Origin of the sequence: Fuerstiella marisgermanici (assembly GCF_001983935.1) — a bacterium.
Classification (GTDB): domain Bacteria; phylum Planctomycetota; class Planctomycetia; order Planctomycetales; family Planctomycetaceae; genus Fuerstiella; species Fuerstiella marisgermanici.
Genome location: NZ_CP017641.1, coordinates 6583279 through 6600466 on the forward strand (window position 1 = coordinate 6583279; position 17188 = coordinate 6600466).

The following is a 17188-nucleotide window of genomic DNA, read 5'->3' on the forward strand; positions in this document are numbered from 1 at the left end:
ACCGGACATTGGCACCGCGCCCAATCCGGCAGATTCTGCTGCGGTCAAATACCGGCAGGGTGACTGAACGACGACGCCCTGCATGCAGATCCCCGTTCCCGCATGCTTTGTTTCCGAACACCGTCTGCTACTGGTGAGCGGCTGCTTCCACAGCGGATAATAAGCGGCAACCGACTTCGGGAGTTGTCTGTGATCCTGGCCGCTGCATCGCTGTCTTATAGAAGTAGCCCTTGTTAGGGGGTGTACCGCAGCTTGCGATATGTTTGCCGTTATTGGCAATGCAACGTCGCTGCAGCCGACTTTGCTGCGGCATTTTGATACCGTTCATGCGCTGGCAGCTGGATAGCAGGACGCCAAGTGGGTTGGGCCGAGATCCGGCCATGGAGCAGATCGCGATGAGATCCTACAGCTGCGTCTGCGGCAACATAGCATTCTTCGAAAACACCCATTGTCTGGCGTGTGATGAGGATCTGGGGTGGTGTCCGGGCTGCAGCCGGCTGTCGACGCTTCTGCCGGAACAGGACGGTATGTTTCGGTGCGGAAACAAGCACTGCAACGTGCTGCTGGCCAAGTGTCACAATTACGCGCACGAAGCGGTTTGCAACCGTTGCTACATCGTCTCTGCGGATGAAAGCCCCGCCAGGTTTTGTGACTACTGTCGGTTTAATGACACGATTCCGGATCTGACTGTTCCGGGCAATCGAGAAATGTGGGGGCGTCTGGAAGCCGCGAAACGCCGCCTGCTGTATACGCTGGATCTTCTGCGTCTTCCGTATGGTCGCCTGGAAGATGGCATAGAGCCCGCGCTAACCTTCGACTTCAAAGCCGACACTACTCAGAAACCGAAGTGGTGGTGGTCAATGGGCAAAGAAGAACGCGTCTATACCGGACACGCTCACGGAAAAATTACGATCAACGTCCGTGAAGCTGACACAGTGGAACGCGAAAAAGCGAGAGTCCTGTTTCAGGAAGCTCATCGCACGGTCATAGGCCACTTTCGCCACGAGATCGCTCATTACTATTGGCAGATGCTGGTTCAGGACGTCAGCGAACAGGAATGCAAAGCTGTTTTTGGCGACCACGAAAACCCGAGCTACGCAGATGCTCAGCAGAAGTACTACAAAGACGGGCCGACGGCACAATGGCAAAAGAACTACGTTAGCGCCTACGCGACAATGCATCCGTGGGAAGACTTCGCCGAAACGTTTGCGACGTATCTTGACATGGTGAGCGTACTGGATACGGCCCGACACATGGGCGTCGATGAGAACTGTGATCCGCTGACGGCTGCATTGCCGATGATGGTGCGGCGATATGCGGAGTTGGGGGTCGTGTTTAACGAGATGAACCGCTCAATGGGACTGACGGATCTGGTGCCGGAGATCTTCGGTCCACCCATTGTCACCAAACTACAGTACGTCAACGATCTGGTCCGCACCGCAGCTCGCCCTGAGTAAACCTCGGTCGAAATTTTCAACAACACCAGTAACTTCCGATGCCTCTCGACTTCAACGCCATCTTTGCCGAAATCCTTCGCTCGATTGAACCGGATCGAGGTTGCGGTAAGGTTGCCGACTACATTCCTGCGCTGGCGGCAATCGATCGGATGAAATTCGGTATGTGCGTGTCGCTGGAAAATGGTGACACGCATTGTGTCGGCGATGCGGAAGAGCGTTTTTCGATCCAGAGTATTTCCAAAGTGTTTACGCTGTCGATGGTGCTGCGGAAAGTCGGCGACGACCTGTGGAAACGAGTTGGTCGGGAACCTTCCGGGTCGCCTTTCAATTCGATCGTGCAGTTGGAGATGGAGCGAGGTATTCCGCGAAATCCACTGATCAATGCGGGTGCTATCGTTGTGACCGATCACCTCGTCAGCGACTTCGGGCCGGCAGCGATGATTGACGAACTGCTAAACCGATTGCGGATGCTCGCAGGCGATCCATCAATCGCAGTGGACGAAGATGTCGCGTCATCCGAAGCCAGCGTCGGGGCTCGCAACCGAGCTCTTGCGAACTTCATGCAGTCCTTTGGAAACCTGCACAACCCGGTCGAAGAAACTCTGGCCGCCTATTTTTCTCATTGTGCGATTTCCATGAACTGTCGACAACTGGCGCGAGCCGCGTTGTTTCTGGCATTCAACGGACGCGACCCGATCAGCGGAAAACAGATGGTGACGGGCGAAGCCTGTCGGCGGATCAACGCCGTCATGATGTCCTGCGGCCACTACGACAACAGTGGCGATTTCACGTATCGCATCGGTCTTCCGGGGAAGAGTGGCGTCGGTGGCGGCATTCTGGTGGTCTCGCCTGGGCACGGCAGTATCGCCGTTTGGTCGCCGGGGTTGAACAAAGCCGGCACCTCGCACGTGGGCAGTCTAGCTTTGGAAACCCTGGTGCGACTGACGGGATGGTCGGTGTTCGTTTAGTGAACAATCTGTCGTCCGCTATGCGGTCGACACAGCACTTGCCCCGGTGTCTTCATCGACAGGATCAGCGTTGTTGGCGGATTCCGTGGCTGACACAATTTGTTGAGTCAACACGGTGTTTCCGGTGATTGTGGCGGTCGAAACATCGGCCGCATCGCGACCGGTTCCAATACGCACGAGTCCGTGCACGGATGTCAGTCGAGTTGGATCGAACAGGTACCACTTGCCATCCAGGAACGCTTCCATAAACCCATGGAAGTCCGGTGGCTGAAGGTTGACTGCGTATCCGGCCACATAACGAGCGGGAATGCCCATTCCTCGACACAGTGAAATCGCAAGGTGAGCGTAGTCACGGCAGACTCCGGTGCGTTGCAACAGAACGTCGCTGGCGGTTGTATTGGCATTGGTACTGCCAGGCGTGTAATCCAGGTGATCGAACACCCAGTTGCAAATCGCCTGGACGCGACTGAAGCCCGGATACAGTTGTCCGAATTCTTCGAACGCGAAACGTGACAGAAGATCACTTTCGGAGTAGCGGCTGGGGTTTAGGTAGGTCAGAACGGCGGGCGGCGTTTGAGAAATTGGCGACTCACCGATGTCGTTGGAATCTTCTTTGCCCGGCTTAAGTTCCACCGTCGCGCGGTAAGAAACTTCTAACGTACACGGTTCGACGGAGACTCGCTGCAGCTGATTTCCATCCGTGCCGATTTCGAACGTTTCGACGGTGACGTTTGGGTTCAGGCTCAGGTTTTCGGAGATGACGCACTGTCGGGGCGTGCGAGCGGCTTCGATCTGGAAGAGGAACACGGTGGTTGTGCGAACCTGATACGTCAGGTCACAGGCAACATCGATCAAAGACATTCGGGAAACCTTGTTGAGGAATTCTCAAGCCATGATAGCAGACGATCTATGAAACAGTCATAGAGTATTCGCTCGCGACAAGCTGAAAGCATGCGAATTCCTGAAGATGGCCGTTCGGATAACCGGACGACACGCTTTGACGAGGGCCGTGCGGTACATCGCGAATCGTGATAACGATTACTGGCCGTCTCCACACAACTCAGACGTCCGGCACTGACGCCAGCAGCTTAGCGACTGAACTGTGCTACCATGCATGTATGTGCAGGATCGGTCGCAGCAAGCTGTTTCGACGATCACGTACAATTTCCGGACACCCCCCTATGTCGGTCTACAGGATTCGCGTGGCTCAAACTGAGGAACTGCAGGAAGTCGAAGGTGATTGGCAACCCGCAGATCTGGTGGCGATTCTGGAAAAGCTGGGAGTCGACGGCGCTGCGGCGCTGAGCCCGCAGGAAGTTCGGGAGATGTGCCTTCTGTCGCTTCAGGATCTGGATGTTGCGGAAGCCGCCGCAGTTGTGCTGGACTACAAACTCGGGAAAACTTTGACCGCCGGTCAGATAAAAAACCTCAGCCACGACTGCCAGTTCGACAAGCTGTGGGAACAAGGCGGAGACATGGAACTCCATCGCGCAATGTTCAGTGTTGGTAGCTTGCTGGCAGTTGTGAACGAACAGACGTTTCCCACGCCGGACGCCGTCCGGGTGACGTTGGAAGTGGAGTGCCCGGATTCTGACGATGCCGACCGTTTGACGTCTGATACCGCACCGCAAACGATCGTACGCATGCTGGCATCGGGTATGGACGGCGACGCTATTCTGAATCGATTGTTCGAAGACGAACTCGCGAAGGGCACATTTCCGGAGGCCGCATTGATCCTCTGGGATCTTGAAGTCGAACACGCGGGCGAACGTACAGCCACGCTGAAAATCATCAGCTCCGGCTATTGGCTCGACCCGCTGCGGGAAACAGAAGCGTTCGACTGGGATGGGCAAGTCATCGCTGAGTGACGACTACAGCGAATTTCGCTGGCATCGTGGCCGCGAAACAGTCGTTTCGGACGATGACGGATGTTTCCCACGGGCCCGAACCGTCCACAAGAAAAGGAAACTGCTCTAACCGGGGCTGGAGACTTGCCCGTCTTCCAGCCCTCACGTCGTCGGTTCAAATGCTTACCGCGATCGCCACATCGCGATTTCAAATGTCCAGCTGCTTGACGTCCAGCGCGTGTGTTTCGATGAACTCACGACGCGGTTCGACCTGATCGCCCATTAGGATGCGGAAGATTTCATCGGCGGCCACGGCGTCTTCCATGCGGACCTGCAACAGAACTCGTTTTTCGGGATCCATACTGGTGTCCCAGAGTTCTTCGGAATTCATTTCGCCCAGCCCCTTAAAGCGGGTCAGCGTCAAACCCTTTTCACCCAGTTTTCGCAATTCCGGCAGCACTTCGCGAAGGCTGGTGAGCTGGACAGTGGAATCGCCGCGTTCGATACGGAACGGGTAGACCTGTTCCGCGTTCTGCACACCCGCCGACACAAAGTCTGTGTAGGTGAAACCGAAGTCTTTCAGCAATGCGAGCTGAGCGTTCAACGTTGTGATTTCATGCAGGTCGACCAGTTGGCAGACGGGCTCAAGTTCCACTGTTTTGTCGTCAGGATCTTCGTTGCCGTCAGAGTCAGAATCAGACTTCGCATCTGCTGGTGGGTTTTCCGCAGCAACGCTCGCTTCGTGTTCCTGCTCCAACTGCTTCACAAACGCGTCGGCTTCGTCTCGTTCGAAGAACCACTTTTCAGAATCCGCCCACAGAACGCGAAACCGCGGTAACCGAGTTGGTTCGGCACCGCCCTTGACCTGAAGGTAACTGATGTCGATGCCGCGGCGTTCCAGTAATTCCAGAGGCTGCTCCATTTCCCGCAACACACTGATCACGCGATCGAGATTGTCATCATCGAAGACAGTGCCGTCGGATTTGGAGATCAGGCTGGCTCCATCGCGTCCTAAGTCCGTTAGCTCGGTCATCATCGTTTCGTGCGTTTGCACATAACGCGGCGCTTTGCGGCCTTTTTGCGTGACTCGGTACAGCGGCGGTTGAGCGATATACACGAAGCCACCTTCCGCCAGCGGTCTCATGTGGCGAAAGATGAAGGTCAACAGCAGCGTGCGAATGTGGCTACCGTCGACGTCGGCGTCGGTCATCACGATGATCTTGCCGTACCGCCGTTTGCTGATGTCCATTTCCTCGCCGCCCGCCGCCGGCGACACTCCGATGGCGCGGAACAGGTTCGAGATTTCGTTATTGTCCAGAACCTTGACCAGCTGAGCCTTCTCGACGTTCAGGATCTTTCCACGCAGTGGCAGGATGGCCTGAATGTTGGAATCGCGTCCCGTGTCTGCCGATCCACCGGCCGAATCCCCTTCCACCAGATACAGCTCAGTCGTTTCCAGGTCGCGGCTGCGGCAGTCTCGCAGTTTTTCCGGCAGGCCACCTGTGGTGATGGCACCTTTGCGGCGCACCATTTCTCGCGACTTTCGAGCAGCTTCGCGCGCTTCGGCCGCGTTAACCGCTTTGGCAACCAGTCGCTTGGCGTTGGCCGGATTCTCTTCCAGATACTTCAATAGTTGTTCGCCCACCACGGATTGCACGATGCCTTCCACTTCGGGGTTGGTGAGCTTCACCTTGGTTTGAGATTCAAACTGCGGATCGGGAACTCGGACAGAAATCACAGCCGTCAGACCTTCGCGGAAGTCTTCACTGGCCGGTGAAATGTCCTTAAACAGGTTTGCCTTCTTGGCGTACGTGTTCAGCGATCGAGTCATCGCGGCCTTGAAGCCGCTAAGGTGTGAACCCCCGTCGACATTGAAGATGTTGTTCGCGAAGGCTCGCACATTTTCTGTGTAACCGTCGTTGTGTTGCAGGGCGACTTCCACCTGCACGCCATCGCTTTCGCCCGCCACGCTGATGACGTCCGGCATGATCGGCGTCTGCGTCCGGTTCAGGTGCTTGACGAATTCCACCAGTCCGTCTTCGTAGTGGAACGATTCCGTCCGGTTGACTCGGTCATCCTGCAACGTGATGCGGATGCCGGGGGTCAGGAACGCAAGTTCCTGCAGTCGGCGCGTCAATGTGTCGAACGAGAATTTGGTTTCGGGAAAGATTGTAGGATCGGGCAGAAACGAAAGTTTGGTCCCGGTCTTGTCAGACCGTCCAAGCTGTCGCAGTTCTGATGAGCGACGTCCTTTTTCAAAATCCATCACCCATACGTGACCTTCACGACTGACTTCGGCCGTCAGCCATTCGCTGACAGCGTTCACGGCCGTGATACCAACGCCGTGCAGGCCACCGGTTCCGGTTTTGTAGCCGCTGTCGCGGTCGAATTTTCCACCGGCATGAATTTCCGTCAGTACCACTTCCACGGCCGGACGCCCGTCGCCCTTCACTTCGCTGATGGGAATTCCGCGGCCGTCATCGGAGATGGAAATGCTCTCGTCGACGTTAATCTGCACTTTCACTTTCGACGCGTGTCCGTTGACGGCTTCGTCGATACTGTTGTCGACGACTTCGTACACCAGATGATGCAGCCCGTGCGAATCGGTGCCGCCGATGTACATCGCCGGACGCTTGCGAATACCCTCAACACCTTTCAGATGCTGAATATCTGAGCCATCGTAGGTCGCTTTAGGAGGATCCGTTTCTGACACTTTATGTTCTTTCCTGGGCGTTGTTCGCCGGTACACTAATTGACTTTGACAAACTTCAGGGAGTTGATCGGAGGGTTTGTTTGAAGCTGCTGCACGGCGGACAGAACTTCATGCTTCAGGTAGCAGGTCAGTTCTTCCAGGATAGCTCCATTGGTGACACCAATTTCCAGAATGCCGGATCTCAACCGACGCACAAACGTCTTTGAGGCGATTCTTGGGCCAGCCGCCTTTTTCCAGATTTCATCCAGTTCTTTTTGAGCTGATTCTTCGGCAAGCCCCCGTTTGCGAACAAGAGTTTGCAGCACATGCCCCAGTTGCGTGGGTTTCCCGAAAGCGAAGTCATTCATGCGTTGGCGTCCATGTGGGATCGGGTAGCACTGCCTGGCGTCCAGCCGGGCGGCGTCGCTTCAGAGATTGCAAACTGCTGCCCATGTTAAGCCAAAAGCGTTAAGCGTCTGGGTGAATGAATTTGAACCTGCCAGAGAACTCACGTCCCCGGCTTGTTGTTGAAGCCACAGTTGTATGGTTGGATATTTCAGTTGCCATGGGCGGCAAGGAAACAGCCGCCTTTTACGCAGTTGATTGACCTGCAGCTGGCGTTTTGCGATCACGTGTGAGGCGACCGGACAGCTTGCTAGCGAGATTGCGAGAGTGGCATGATCACGTAAGTGTAAGAATCTTCCACGCGGAAAACGGCCGCATGTTCAGCACTGATAAGCTGTAGTTCGACAAGTGTTTCCGGCGTAAGTACCTTCAGAAAGTCGGCGACGTATCGCGGGTCGAAGGTGATTTTGATTTCTTCATGATCGTATTCGATTGGCAATTCAATTTTTGATTCGCCGATGTCCTGGGCTCGGCTGGACATGGTCAGCTTCGCTTTGTCGAACGTGAAATCGACGCCCCGGCTTTCTTCGTCTGTGACGATCTGAGCCTGACGCACGGCCGCGTGGAACGGTCCAGCCGTCTGCATGATGCTGATGCTGCCGGACTGCGGAATGACATCCCGATACTTTGGAAAACGGCCTTCGACCAGTCGGCTGTAAATCACGCAGCGACCGGACCGCATCAGCACGTCATTTTCGCGGACGGCCACGTCCACAAATTCTTCGCTGCCGTCGATTGAACGTTCCAGCAGTGCCATGGCACGAGTTGGAACCACGGTCGTTTTCTCAGGCGCTTTGGGACTGCCTTCGGTCTCACAGGCTGCCGTTGCCACGGCCAGACGTCGGCTGTCTGTGGCAGCCACGGTGACTTTGCCTTCGTCGAATTCCAGCAACAGTCCGCCGAGAGCGTAGCGAGTGCTTTCGACGTCGGTCGCGAAGGAAGTGCGACGGATGATCTGTCGAAAAACGTTTGCTGGAATTCGGTAGTAGTCCGTTGCGTCAAATTCCGGGACCGGCGGGAAGTCGCGAGGATCTTCGGAAGACAGGCGGAACTGCGAACTGGCCGCTTTAATCATCAGCGACTGTTCTTCAACCACAATCTCAAACTGCTCATCCTGAAGCTCACGCAGAATCGGTGAGACTCGCGCCGTGGGCAGCAGAGCTTCCCCGGTCGACGTGGTGGTGACGCCATCGACCTTGTAACGGATCGCCACTTCCTGATCGGTGCCAACAACTTCCACGCCCCCGGTTCCAAGGTGCATATAGACGTTGCGGAGGACATCCTTCGGCGTTCGCGCTGGAACGGCCGACGCGGCGGTTTGAAACGCAGCCGAAAACAGGGCACGATCACAAGTTAACTGCATTTTTTGCTACTCAAAGAGACGTTCAAAACAGACTGCACAACAGCTTTTGACAAGTCCAAATTGTAGCAGAAACCCGCTCTTCAAGGTACTGCCGGGCCACACCGGAAAGGCAGGAAAATGCCAATCTTTTCCCAATTCGGCACCCGGTTCCGCACTGGCTGACGACAGCTCGTGTTTTGGCTGCAAATGGCTGGAAACTGAGAAGTCTTCAAGGGCTTGTTGCGGGCGATCGCTCCCGTGTTGCCAATTGGCGTCTCAGCGTCGGGCAAGCGTAGAATACCGAAGAGGCTCTGAGTACCTTGATGACTGGCGGCGAAGCTACGTAGTCGCCAGCAGTTCGCGTGTGGCTTTGCGTGTGCGGTAGCGGTGCGGATCGGTCTTCGAACGGTGTTCGTCAATTCGTGGCGGCTGCGGCATTGGGAGTGCCGGAAGACAATCCGTCATCAGTTGTCGACGGTTGTTCAGAACCTGGAATTATTATTTGGTGCCAAGGCGTTCGCAAAGAAACATGGCGGGGAATCTGACACGGATCGAATACGGCGAGTGGCGAGTGCCGTTGTTGGAGACTGGTCACCGACTCGAACGCCGGTGGTACAGCCCCCGGACACCCCACCGAAGAAAACCCGGTGGTGGATGTTTGATGGTGTTTAGAAGTCGCCGACGACGGTTCCGTCGTTCATGTCACAGATGGCCTGCCAAACACCGTAGACCGCCTGACGTTGAGCCTTGTTTCTCATGTCGGGGATCGCGTCGATCTCGGCTTCCTCAGCACTGTCAATGCTGTCGTTAATGAAGCGAACAGAGCCGTCCATCAACAGAACCTGCAGCCCACCGGAATGCACGCTGGTCATCGGTCCCTTGCAAATCTTGCCCGTCGTACCGGGGTCGACACCGACCGGGCAGGCGTTCGGGCGGCAGGGCCAGCGCGCACTTTGGGCAATTTAGGCTGGCGCGACAAGTGAGTATTGGTTAGTCTTTTCGTGTCGTAACATCGGACTTCACGAGGAGAGGACAAGAGATGTCGACAGTTGAACTGGCGGTCACCCAGGAGCTGACAGGAAACATTGTTCATTACTTTGATCAATTGAAAGACCCGCGTTCCAACATCAATCGTCTGCATCTGCTTGGTGATGTGATTGTGATCGCCATTTGCGGAGTGCTGGCCAACGCCGACGGCCCCAGTGCGATTGCGGAATGGGCGCGACTGAATGCCGATGGCCTGCAGAAACACCTGGCACTTCCGCATGGCATTCCGAAAAAAGATACGTACCGGCGCGTCCTTTCTCTCCTGAAGCCGAACGACTTTCAAGCGTGCTTCGTGCAATGGATTGAATCGCTGGAAGGACTTTCCGACGAACAGAAAGAAGGCTACAGAAAACAGATTGCGATTGATGGCAAAGCACTCCGTCGATCACATGACAAAAAGAATGGGCTGGGTGCGTTGTTCATCGTGAGTGCGTGGGCTTCTGATCAGGGGATTTCTCTGGGACAGGTGGCGACGGAAGAGAAGTCGAACGAGATCACCGCGATCCCGAAATTACTGAACGAAATCAATATCGATGAGGCGATCATTACGATTGACGCAGCGGGTTGTCAAAAAAACATTGCGCAGCAGATCGTGTCTGGCAATGCAGACTATGTGTTAGCCCTGAAAGGCAACCAACCGAAACTCTATGAGGTCGTGCAGAAGTTTTTTCTCGATCACCTGGAGGATGACTTCGCTCGCTGTCCCGTCAGTCGCTATGAAGAAACAGAGAAGGGACACGGTCGGCAGGAACAGAGAATCTACTATCAGGCGACCGTGCCTGTCGATTTTGACGTGGGCCACAAATGGGCCGGACTCAAGACCATCGGAACGGCGATCCGAATGTACGAGCAGGACGGCATTCATCATTCTGACGTTCGCTACTACATCAGCAGTCTGCGTCGCAAAGGCGAGCTGTTCGCAACAACGGTTCGTGGTCACTGGGCCATAGAAAACACGCTGCACTGGAGTCTCGACATGACCTACCGCGAGGATGAGAGTCGAGTCCGAAACCGAATCTTCGCGAACAATTTGTCATGGCTCAGACGACTCACACTCAGCCTCATCAAGAAACATCCTGGCAAACAAAGCAACGTCATGAAAAGAAGAATGGCCGGATGGAACATTGACTATTTGATGCAAATCCTTACCGGCAAAACAACTTAGTATGCGCTGGCCCTGGTTCGGGCGGTAGTAGCCGCTGCCCATGACGTCGCCGGCACGAGGCCCGTATCCCCACAGTGCCCTCGAAGTCGCGTAAGTGACTTCGAGGGACGCACACTGATTCCAGTGTCGCTCACCTACGCACACTGTACTACTTGTGCCGTCGGTTGCGTCTCGCAAGCGAGTGCTGCTGTTGACCGAGAACGGACCAGTGCCGCGATTGTTGACGACATGCATAGGAAGGTGTGGTCCGGAACTGATGGCAAATCCAAACGCCGTAGTCCATGGTACGTTGGATCCACTTGGCTGTGCGGCGACGAACCCATTCGTCCCGTAGTTGGCAATATAGCTCGCCGTCGCGGCGTCTTGCCAATACATTAAGCCGGGTGGCTCATCGTCGCTGAGGCGGTCGGGCCTGGAATCTGATGGGCACCGAAAAGCAACAAGTGTGGTCGACATGAGAATCTCGTTGTCGTTGATAGCAGGTATCGTTAGATCCGGAAACGAAACCTTAAAGCTTGGTTGATTGAAGTCGATTTGCTGGTAGAGCGCATCCTGCTCAAGGAACGGCAACAGATATGCCCCCCACGAAAATGAGCGTATGTGGTCCGGTCCGGTCATGGTCAGATAAGTGACGCCCATCCCACCCATCGGAAAGCATCGATGCACATCGTGGTAGTTGTGCAGGGCGAGACCAAACTGCTTGAGATTGTTGCGGCACTGGGTGCGGCGAGCGGCTTCGCGGGCCTGTTGCACGGCGGGTAACAACAACGCGATCAAGATGGCAATGATCGAAATCGTTACCAACAGTTCGATCAGCGTGAACCCTGAAGTCTTGCTGCGTCGCATCACTGTCCCCTGACAAGCGGCACTCATAACGGAATCCGAATTTTTCGATTTCCGTCGGATCAGCCCGAATAAGTCGTTCGATATTCTGGCCTTCTGCGATCCGACTCTCTGAGAGGCCAACGCGGCCATCACCGCTCTCGCCGTAAAATGTGAGCCTCACAAATGTCGTGCCATCGACCGCGACTCTGCACACGCCATAGCAGTTGAGTATCACCGTTCTTTCGCAACGCCACAAGGTCGTGGACGCCGGATTTCGGTGGCTTGAAAATATACAAAAAAAACACTTGTGCGGCATGTTGACGCCTTTCCATATCTGGTTATCGACAGTCGATCTGAAGAGATGGTCATCCGTCTCTCGTCCCGTGTGATTAACTGTTTCCACACGGGATGCCACCAGACTCCGGACACCGAAAGCGACTGTAAGATGCTGTTGCGTATAGCAAACGGGGACACACCATAATTGAGCGAAAGACGACGAAGCCGCACGTCTGTCGAGTCGTGCTATTGGCGACGTGGCTGGAGTCCGGGATGTCCTGCCCAGCTTATCGCCATTCATCACGCATATGGCACGAAAAGCGAACAAACACAATCACGGGCCCCAGCCGTTCGGGTATGTCGTTGCGAGTGCGATCAAGGTAACAACGTGAACACCGCTGGACGCGGGCATCGCGTTGGCGGCGCAGACTGGAGCGTTGCGGGCGTTTTGCTGCGTCGCTTACGCTGCGCGGCGGACGGCGTCATGCGCGTTCGTCGCCTCGGCTGCCAATCGCTTGCGGCGGCTTCCGATCGCCAGAAAGGCGGGCAGTAGCACGAGGTCGCCGATCAACGCCGCCAGCAGCAGGCAGAACATCAGCACGCCGAACCGCATTGTTGGCTTGAAGGGTGAAAAGCCGAGGGCCAGCAGACCGGTTCCCGAGATCAACGCTGAAGAAATGATCGGCAGGCCGGTTTGCAGAATCGCCTTGCGGACGGCTCGATAACGGCAGCCGCTGGTTTTGCGGCAATCGCGGTAGCTGAACAAAAAGTGGAACGTGCCGTCGACCGCGAGACCCAATGCAATGCTGGCGGTCATCATGATTCCGATGTCGATCGCGTAGTCACACAAGCCCAAAGTTCCGAAGACGAGTATGATGGGTGTCAGGTTCGGAATCATCGCCACAAGACCGGCTGTGATCGAACGCAGTGCCAGTACCATGACTAGTGTGATCAGCACAAACGCGGAGGCGAAGCTTTTCCAGAAGCCATCAAAGATCTGTCCCTGAGCAATCTCCAGCAACGGCCCAAGCCCTGTAAACGTAATCTGTCTGTCCAGTTCGCACGCTTTGAGCGACGCCATGGTGGCAGCTACGGCTGATGGCTCGTCATCGTGCAGGCGTAGAGAAACTCGCCACAATCGACTTCCGTCTGCCATCAGTCCGCTAACCCCGCCATTTGAGTTGGAAGCCGCAGCCAGCTTCGACAGGGACAACGTGTTCTCGGAAAGTTCTTCCGGGAAGAAGTCGGCAAGGGAAAGCGTGTGACAAATGTTGTCGACTTCGCTCAATCGCGATTCAATCTCACGCACTTCACGCAGCCGGTCGACAAACGAACTTCCGTGCGATCCGAAGTCAACAACGGCTTCGATAGATGTGGGACTGGTGAGCGTGTTTTGAATTAGCAACGTGTCCCGCAGGACCGGATCGTTGGACGGCAAAAAGTCGAGCGGACTGATCAGCGACCTCAGTTGGAAAACGCCGACGGCGCAGAATGCCGTCAACAATAGTCCCGGCACCAGAACTCGGATTGGCCGGTTGACAATGTACATCGCCGTTCGTTCCAGCCGAACTTCGGTCGATTGGTTCTGAGGCGGTCGGTACTTCAGGCCGACAATGATGGCGGGTGTGAGAAAGATGCCTACAAAGAAGCTGTAGACTGTTCCCAGTGCGGCGGCCGCTCCGAATGCGGGAATCGGCCCGATGTCAGACACCGCAAGACTAACAAGACCGATTACCGTGGTGACCGTGGCGAAAGCACTGGGGCGAATCACGCCCCGGATCGCTCGTTCGACGGCATCGGCACGCGGATATTCGTGTCGAAAGTGGCCGATGAAATGGATGGCGGATGCTGTTGTGAAGACCATCACCATCACCGGCAGAGATGACATGATGAAGTTCATCTCATACCCGGACAGCCAGATGGTTGTCATCGTTAAGTTGATGCACAGCAGGTTGGCCAGCATCAAAGCACCGGACGTTTTCCAGCAGCTGATGTTCAGATACAGCAGGACCAGGCAGATTGCCATCGTCAGCATGAATAGCGCGGCGGCTCGTTTTCGACTGCCCAGTTTGTCCAGCTGAGTGCCCACGATCGGTCCACCGGCAAGCACGGCGTCGGGCATCTGGCAGTAGGCAAGCTGACGTCGAACGTCTTCGCACACCTGACTACGATTGGCTGTCCCGTGCTTGTTTAATGACACGAGCATGGTTTCGAGGTCATTGTCAGGCGTGGCCATCAAATGCACGAGTCGCGATTTGGCCGTCTCTTCGCTGACCTCGTTGGCCAGCATTGTTTCCAGCAGTTGCTGGCGAGTCCAGCACGACGACACGCCGTCCAACCCGGCCATTCGGCCTGCCGCGGCTTCCAGTCGGGCCGGAGCAGGGAAGGGCTTGGGGAAAGCCACAAGAATCGTTTCGTCAGCGCCGAACGTGCGCACGAAGTTGTCGTAGTCTGTGCGAACCTGACTGTTGCGAGGCAGCCAGGTTTCGATATCGTTGTTGGAAACGACCTGTTCGCCGCAGGCGATCAGGATCGGCAACGCTATCAGACAACACAGCAAGATGTTTGCTGAATGACGTCTGTAAAACTGTGAAACCATGCAAGCGTGCCGGAGAGTACCGTGAAGCCGGAAGAGTACGGAGAGACCGTATGATGTACTCAACAGCTATCGAAACAACGGCAAACTTTGCGTGACGGTGATCGGCGGCCGCGAACTGTTCGAGCAATGTTTGTCGAACGGTTGCAGCATTCTCCGCAGATTCCGTTATTCACGAGCGAGCAAAGGAACGATCAGAAAGCGGGCGATCCGAACCATCGCCGCAATCAGATCAATCGCGTCGCCGCGCTTAATCAGTCGTTCAATTGTCGCTGCCAGGCAGAAACCGCCCGCCGCTCATGAACATGCCGTTGTCGCACGGCTGGCACCATTCGATGATCACGCGGTATTCGAATTCGCGAGTCTCGCTTGCCATTCGCACAGACATTTCGCCGGGCGACACAGCACCGCGGTGCAGCAGACCAATCCCCGTGCGACTGATTTCCCGCGTCATAGCGGCAATCGTATTACCGCGGCCGGTTTTGATTTCCGCCGGAACAGATAGTTCAAGGCGTTCATGTGTGCGAACATTCGTCACGTCGGGCTTCCCGATACTCTCGAGAATTTGACGTAAATCTTCGACCGTGGGGCGACTCCAGGGATCCTGCGACATCTCTCAACTCCGGGGCGGACAGCATGGCAGCCTGTACTGGTTAGCAACAGGCGAATCGCAGATCGTCGATTGGATCTGCGGATTCTTTGTCGAGCCTAGCTTGTGCCGCGGCGTCGCGACGTCGGTTCTCAACCACTGGCGGGTAAGTCCGAAGGTACCCGCCTTGTAGTTTAGGGATTGGTCCGCTTTTGACGTTCCGGCATGAATAGCACGAGTGCGACGATAATGCAGCCCAGCAGAAAGAACCACGTTCGAGTCGACCAGCCCTGAAAGGTGGCCGGATCGCTGGCCACCGTCGCTTCTGTGGCAATGCCTGCCGTGGCCGCTGCAAACAGTTCGTCGTCTGCCTGAGCGAACAAATCATCACCGGCTGAGGTGGCAGCCCCCGTGGCAAACGGATCGGTTTGCGAATCGTCGAATGCCGTACCACGGTTTGCGTCGTCGCTGCTTGAAAAGGAAACCTGCTGAGTTGCGACGGGCGGAATCACAAGACCTGCGGTCGACGTTTCGTCTGCAGCGTCCGTCGTCACAGTGCTGGCGGAAGCCGTAGTGAACGGTGATTTTTCGCTTGCCGTTGAGGAGTCCGATTTCGTTGCCGATGCGTTGCTAAACGGTGAGTGCGATTCTGATTTCTTAGTTTGTTCTGCGGTCGAAGAATCAGCCCAGTTAAACGGCTGAGCCTGTTGCTTATCGTTTGCCCCGAATGCGCTTTCGGTGTTGGTCACAGAAGCCACAGCTTGCTGGTTGTTTCGGAATGCGGCCCAGGGATCAGCGTCAGCGACGGGTTCGGCAGTTGCCTTCGCGGCTTCTTCTGCAGCAAAGGGATTCGTCGATGCGGTGGCCGATTCCGAATCAGCAGCCGGAGGATTGCTTGTGCCGAAGACTGAATCGAACGACGGGCTTGCAGCCGTATCGGCCGATTTTTCTGTCGTCACGGCATCTTCCGGGAAAGCTGTGCCTGATGTTTCGGCCAGCAGTTCATCCAAGCCAGGCACGAGATCGTCAGACGGCCCAGCATTCGCTGTCTGTTTTACCGCAGCGGTGTCGCGTGGTGTTTCGGTCGCACTCAGCAGTTCATCAAACGCACTCACAGACCCTGTTGGATTTGCTGCCAGTGCTTCGGCTGCCTGAATAGCCGCCTCTTTTTGAATAACAGGTTCAGCTGCTTCCGCCACTTTTTGCTCGAATTCAGACTTTGACTTCTTAGCCTGTGCGGCGATGAAATCAGCAAACGATTCTTCGGCGGTCGTGACAGCGTTGGCTGTTGCAGGCGTATCGTTCGGCGCCGTCTTTACAGCCGCGTCGGTCGCCGCGATGTCTCGAAACATTTCAGCGGCAGTGTTCGCAGCTTCGGTGCTGTTGCTGACATACTGTTCGGCCTGATCGGCCGCCGTTGTTGTGGTTTTCGACGCGGTCTGCTGAATTGTCTTGTCGCCAATGCTGTTTCCGGTTGCCACGATCGCTGGCTTATCCGGTGCAGCGTTCTCTTCACGACTTGCCACAAGAAACGGATCCGGGCTGATTTCGTCTTCCGCGACGTCTCGGTTTAGCAGACCCGCCAGACTCAGGCGACTGCGTTTCTTTGGTTCCTCAGCGTCTGCATCGGCAGTTGCATCGTTCTGTTGTGCAACCAGCTTCGTGTCAGCTTCGGCGCCCGCTGTTCCAGCGGCGATGGCTTTTTCACGGTCAGCCGTTTCACGAGCCTCTTTGACCGAATCCTGAGCTTCAATCTGCTCAAGACTCTTGTAGTCTGAACGCGTGATCATGTTGCGCAGGCGGCTACCGCTACAGCCGGATACAGCCAGTACGGTGACAGCGAGTAGAAGAGATGTTGTTTTGGTCGGAAACATGATGCCGAACCTTCCTTGCCGTAATTGTTCGAACAGCAGATGCGGGAGCGTGCCAAAAACTCGTCCTGTCTGAATGTTTCGACTTTGAGGGCGGGTGGGGCGAAA

General features: G+C 55.7%; 13 protein-coding genes and 1 pseudogene. 4 read left to right on the forward strand and 10 right to left on the reverse strand.

Translation table 11 applies throughout. The features are described from left to right. Positions 1 to 127 precede the first annotated feature (127 nt). Positions 128 to 328: a hypothetical protein gene (locus tag Fuma_RS34965; RefSeq protein WP_145944364.1), complete on the reverse strand. Its 201-nt coding sequence runs from the start codon at positions 326 to 328 to the stop codon at positions 128 to 130. Between the two features lie 67 nt (positions 329 to 395). Between Fuma_RS34965 and Fuma_RS24740 the strand changes: the two genes are divergently transcribed. Together Fuma_RS24740 and Fuma_RS24745 are read left to right on the forward strand one after the other, a co-directional pair. After that, a complete protein-coding gene (locus tag Fuma_RS24740) occupies positions 396 to 1457 on the forward strand; it encodes a zinc-binding metallopeptidase family protein (RefSeq protein WP_077028532.1) in 1062 nt (353 codons plus the stop codon). A gap of 38 nt (positions 1458 to 1495) precedes the next feature. Beyond that, the gene (locus Fuma_RS24745) at positions 1496 to 2425 is read left to right on the forward strand and encodes a glutaminase (RefSeq protein ID WP_077026479.1); all 930 of its coding nucleotides are present in this window, start codon (positions 1496 to 1498) and stop codon (positions 2423 to 2425) included. A gap of 18 nt (positions 2426 to 2443) precedes the next feature. Here Fuma_RS24745 and Fuma_RS24750 read toward each other — a convergent pair whose 3' ends face one another. Further along, the gene (locus tag Fuma_RS24750) at positions 2444 to 3286 is read right to left on the reverse strand and encodes a transglutaminase-like domain-containing protein (RefSeq protein ID WP_077026480.1); all 843 of its coding nucleotides are present in this window, start codon (positions 3284 to 3286) and stop codon (positions 2444 to 2446) included. 320 nt (positions 3287 to 3606) lie between these two features. Between Fuma_RS24750 and Fuma_RS24755 the strand changes: the two genes are divergently transcribed. Next, positions 3607 to 4293, forward strand: a complete 687-nt coding sequence (locus Fuma_RS24755; RefSeq protein ID WP_077026481.1) for a hypothetical protein — start codon at positions 3607 to 3609, stop codon at positions 4291 to 4293. A gap of 187 nt (positions 4294 to 4480) precedes the next feature. Here the strand turns inward: Fuma_RS24755 and Fuma_RS24760 are convergent, their stop codons facing one another. The 4 genes from Fuma_RS24760 to Fuma_RS24775 form a co-directional block, all read right to left on the reverse strand. Further along, on the reverse strand, positions 4481 to 6985 hold the full coding sequence (locus tag Fuma_RS24760) for a DNA gyrase subunit B (protein WP_077028533.1): 2505 nt from the start codon (positions 6983 to 6985) through the stop codon (positions 4481 to 4483). Positions 6986 to 7020: 35 nt separating this feature from the next. Next, positions 7021 to 7332, reverse strand: a complete 312-nt coding sequence (locus Fuma_RS24765) for a DciA family protein (RefSeq protein WP_077026482.1) — start codon at positions 7330 to 7332, stop codon at positions 7021 to 7023. A 287-nt stretch (positions 7333 to 7619) separates the two neighbouring features. Then, the gene (gene dnaN / locus Fuma_RS24770) at positions 7620 to 8732 is read right to left on the reverse strand and encodes a DNA polymerase III subunit beta (RefSeq protein ID WP_077026483.1); all 1113 of its coding nucleotides are present in this window, start codon (positions 8730 to 8732) and stop codon (positions 7620 to 7622) included. A 647-nt stretch (positions 8733 to 9379) separates the two neighbouring features. After that, positions 9380 to 9583, reverse strand: coding sequence for an H-X9-DG-CTERM domain-containing protein (locus tag Fuma_RS24775; RefSeq protein ID WP_077026484.1), 204 nt, complete (start codon positions 9581 to 9583; stop codon positions 9380 to 9382). A 167-nt stretch (positions 9584 to 9750) separates the two neighbouring features. Between Fuma_RS24775 and Fuma_RS24780 the strand changes: the two genes are divergently transcribed. Continuing rightward, the gene (locus Fuma_RS24780; RefSeq protein ID WP_077022421.1) at positions 9751 to 10923 is read left to right on the forward strand and encodes an ISAs1 family transposase; all 1173 of its coding nucleotides are present in this window, start codon (positions 9751 to 9753) and stop codon (positions 10921 to 10923) included. Between the two features lie 183 nt (positions 10924 to 11106). Here Fuma_RS24780 and Fuma_RS36280 read toward each other — a convergent pair. The 4 genes and pseudogenes from Fuma_RS36280 to Fuma_RS24800 form a co-directional block, all read right to left on the reverse strand. Then, positions 11107 to 11898 (reverse strand): annotated as a pseudogene (locus tag Fuma_RS36280) (DUF1559 domain-containing protein); the annotation flags it as partial. A 586-nt stretch (positions 11899 to 12484) separates the two neighbouring features. Beyond that, the gene (locus Fuma_RS24790) at positions 12485 to 14623 is read right to left on the reverse strand and encodes an efflux RND transporter permease subunit (RefSeq protein ID WP_077026486.1); all 2139 of its coding nucleotides are present in this window, start codon (positions 14621 to 14623) and stop codon (positions 12485 to 12487) included. Between the two features lie 259 nt (positions 14624 to 14882). Then, a complete protein-coding gene (locus Fuma_RS24795; RefSeq protein ID WP_077026487.1) occupies positions 14883 to 15233 on the reverse strand; it encodes a PilZ domain-containing protein in 351 nt (116 codons plus the stop codon). A gap of 170 nt (positions 15234 to 15403) precedes the next feature. After that, on the reverse strand, positions 15404 to 17083 hold the full coding sequence (locus tag Fuma_RS24800; RefSeq protein WP_077026488.1) for a hypothetical protein: 1680 nt from the start codon (positions 17081 to 17083) through the stop codon (positions 15404 to 15406). Positions 17084 to 17188 lie beyond the last annotated feature (105 nt).